The sequence below is a fragment of the Micromonospora sp. NPDC050686 genome (assembly GCF_040654475.1).
In the GTDB taxonomy this organism is placed as follows: Bacteria; Actinomycetota; Actinomycetes; order Mycobacteriales; family Micromonosporaceae; genus Micromonospora.
The window spans coordinates 1-3,055 of sequence record NZ_JBFAID010000127.1 but is presented as its reverse complement, the minus strand read 5'-3'; the positions used below and the strand labels follow the sequence as shown (position 1 = coordinate 3,055).

Genomic DNA, 3,055 nt, shown 5'->3' with positions numbered 1-3,055 from the left:
GCTGGGCCGGGGCGCGTGGGTGCTGGTGGTGCTTTTTCTCGCCGCCTCGACCGGGGCCAAGGCCAGCTCGGTGCCGGTGGTGCTGGCCGCGCTGGTCTTCACCGCCGTGGTGCTGCCGGCCGTGCGGCGGCGGGTGCCCCGGGCGCTGCTGGTCGCGGTGGGCGCGGCGCTGGCGGCGCAGCTCTTCGCCACGGCGGTGCTGTTCGCCTTCGCCAGCCACGGGGTGACCGTCGACCCGCTCTCCGGGCTGCGGCCGTACGTCGGCGCAGCAGCCGAGCGTCCGGTCCTGCTCACCGGGGTGATCTGGCTGGCCGTCGGGCTGGCCTTCCTGCTCAGCCTCCAGCTGCGGCTGGCCGGCGTGGTGGCGCTGCTGCGGCTGCGCCGCTGGCGGCTGGAGCCGGTGCAGCTGTTCCTGCTCGGTGGGGCGCTCGCCGGCCCGGCCGTCTACCTGCTGGTCGGCCACCCGGGCAGCAGCAACCAGTACTTCACCCGGGCCGGGTTCGCCTTCGGGGTGCTCCTCTCCGCCTGGGGCTACGCCGAGCTGTTCGACCGGGCCGCGCTGCCGCGAAGGGGCCAGCTCCTGCTCGCCCTGTCGGCGGCCGGCTTCGCCGTCGCGCTCACCGCCGTGCAGCTCCGCCACCCGGCCACCGTGACCAGCGACCCCGCGTACCGCCCGGTGCTGCCGCTGCTCTGGTGGGCCGGCGCCCTGCTGGTGCTGGTGCTGCTGGGTTGGCTGAGCTGGCCGGCGCTGGTGCAGCGCTGGCCCGGGCTGGCCGGCCGGGGCGGGCTGCTGCTGCTCACCGGGGTGCTGGTGGCCGGCGCGCCGGGCCTGGTGACGGACGCCGCGGCGGCCCGGCAGCACCCCAACGGCGGGGCGTACGCGGTGGTGCCGATGCCCGCCTCCCGGGTCGCGGCGGCCCGCTGGGTGCGCGCGCACAGCGATCCCGACGACGTGCTGGCCACCAACGTGCACTGCCGGCAGGTGGTGGACGGCTGGTGCGACGCCCGGACCTTCTGGCTCAGCGCCTATGCGGAGCGCGCGGTGCTGGTGGAGGGCTGGGCGTTCGCCCCCCGGATGGTGGGCCTGCCCGGCGGCCCGTACGCGCCGTTCTGGGCGCCCGAGCGGCTGGGCGCCAACGACGCGGCGTTCACCGCCCCGACCGCCGCCGGCCTGGCCGAGCTGCGCGACCGGTACGGGGTGCGCTGGCTGGTCGTCGACCGCGAGGTCGAGCCGGAGTCGCCGGACCTCGCCGGGCTGGCCGACCTGCGCTTCGACAACGAGCGGACGGCCGTCTACCAGCTGCGCTGATCGGCGGCGTCCGTCCGTGCGGACCGGCTGGTGAGGGACGGCGGGGGCCCGCTCCGGCTGGTAGCGTCCGTCGCGTTCGCCGACGCGGCTGTGACGGAGGTCGACGTGGGATCCACCCGCCCGGAACCACTGCTCTCCGTCGTGGTGCCCATGTTCAACGAGGAGAGCGTGCTGCCGCTGTTCGCGCGGCGACTGCGGGCGGTCCTCGACGATCTCGGCGAGCCGTACGAGGTGGTGGCCGTCGACGACGGCAGCACAGACGGCACGGCGGCCGGGCTGGCCGCCCTGCGCGCCGGCTGGCCCGCCCTGCGGGTGGTGCGGCTGCGCCGCAACAGCGGCCACCAGGCCGCGTTGGTCGCCGGGCTGCTGCGCGGGCACGGCCGGTACCTGGTCAGCATCGACGCCGACCTGCAGGACCCGCCCGAGACGATCGTGGAGATGCTGCGCCGGGCCCGCGCCGAGGGCCTCGACATCGTGTACGGCGTCCGCGTCGACCGCAGCACCGACGGCGCGTTCAAGCGGTGGACCGCCGGCGCGTACTACCGGCTGATGCGGCGGCTGGTCGGCAAGCAGGTGACCGCCCAGGCGGGGGACTTCCGGCTGCTCAGTCGGGCGGCGGTGGAGGCGCTGCGGGAGCTGCCCGAGCGCAGCCCGGTGCTGCGGCTGGTGGTGCCGTGGCTGGGCTTTCCCAGCGGTGAGGTGACGTACCAGCGCCATGAGCGGGCCGCCGGCCGCACGAAGTACCCGCTGTCCCGGATGGTGGGTCTGGCCGCGGAGAGCGTGACCAGCTTCTCCGCCGCCCCGCTGCGCTTCGCCACCTGGCTGGGGCTGGCCGGGGTGGCGGTCTGCGGGGTGCTGGTGGTGCTGGCCGTGGCCGCCTGGCTGGGCGGGGCCACGGTCAGCGGCTGGCCCTCGCTCTACCTGGCGATCCTGTTCCTGGGCGCGGTGCAGCTGCTCTGCCTCGGCCTGCTCGGCGAATACGTCGCCCGCATCTACACCGCGGTGCAGGGCCGGCCGGCGTACTTCGTGGCCGCCGACACCGCCGACGACGTGATCCCGGCCGGCGGCGCGGAGGTGGTGGCGGACACCGCCGAGGAGCAGCCGGCCGCGTACGTCGACACGCTCCGGTGAGCGGCCTCGCCGTCGCCGACCCCGTCGGGCCGGCCGCCGCGCCCCCCGCAGGCGCGCCCCGCCTCGGTTTCCTGCCGGCCGTGGTCGGTTACGCCGTGGTCGCGGTGGTTCTGCTGGCCACCGGCACGCCGCTGGTCGATCTGGTCGCGTACACGGGGTATGCGTTGGTGTGGGTGGTGGTGCCGGGGACGTTGGTGTTCCGGTCGGTGCGGTCGCGGCCGTTCACGCTGGTGGAGGATCTGGCGTTCGGTGCGGTGGTCGGGTTGGTGTTGGAGTTGGCGGCGTGGGCGGTGTTCGTGGCCGCGGGCGCGGGGCGTTGGTTGTGGTTGTGGCCGCTGGTGGTGTTGCTGCCGTACGCGCTGCTGCCCGGGCTGCGCCGGCACTGGTGGGCGCGGTACCCGGTCCGCGTCCCGACGGGTTGGGCGTGGACGCTGGCCGCGGTGGTGGTCGGCTTTACCGGTTATCTCGCCGGCTCGTTCCTGACCACCACCCCGGTCCTGTCCCGGTCGGAGGGCCAGGAGCAGTACATCGACCTGGCGTTCCAGTTGTCGGTGGCGGGGGCGGCGACGCATCAGGTGCCGTTGGATGTGCCGCAGGTGGCGGGGGAGCCGCTGC

At 75.5% G+C, this 3,055-nt stretch carries 2 protein-coding genes and 1 pseudogene; all 3 read left to right on the top strand.

Annotated features, from left to right (window positions below):
- Positions 1–1,309, top strand: a 1,309-nt coding sequence (locus tag AB0H57_RS32665) for a hypothetical protein (RefSeq protein WP_357512586.1), incomplete at its 5' end; no start/stop codon positions are given.
- 105 nt (positions 1,310–1,414) lie between these two features.
- Entirely contained in the window at positions 1,415–2,440 is a 1,026-nt protein-coding gene (locus tag AB0H57_RS32660; protein WP_357512585.1) for a glycosyltransferase family 2 protein, read from the top strand.
- Positions 2,437–3,055 (top strand): annotated as a pseudogene (locus tag AB0H57_RS32655) (hypothetical protein); the annotation flags it as partial. The gene AB0H57_RS32660 and the pseudogene AB0H57_RS32655, both read left to right, overlap by 4 nt.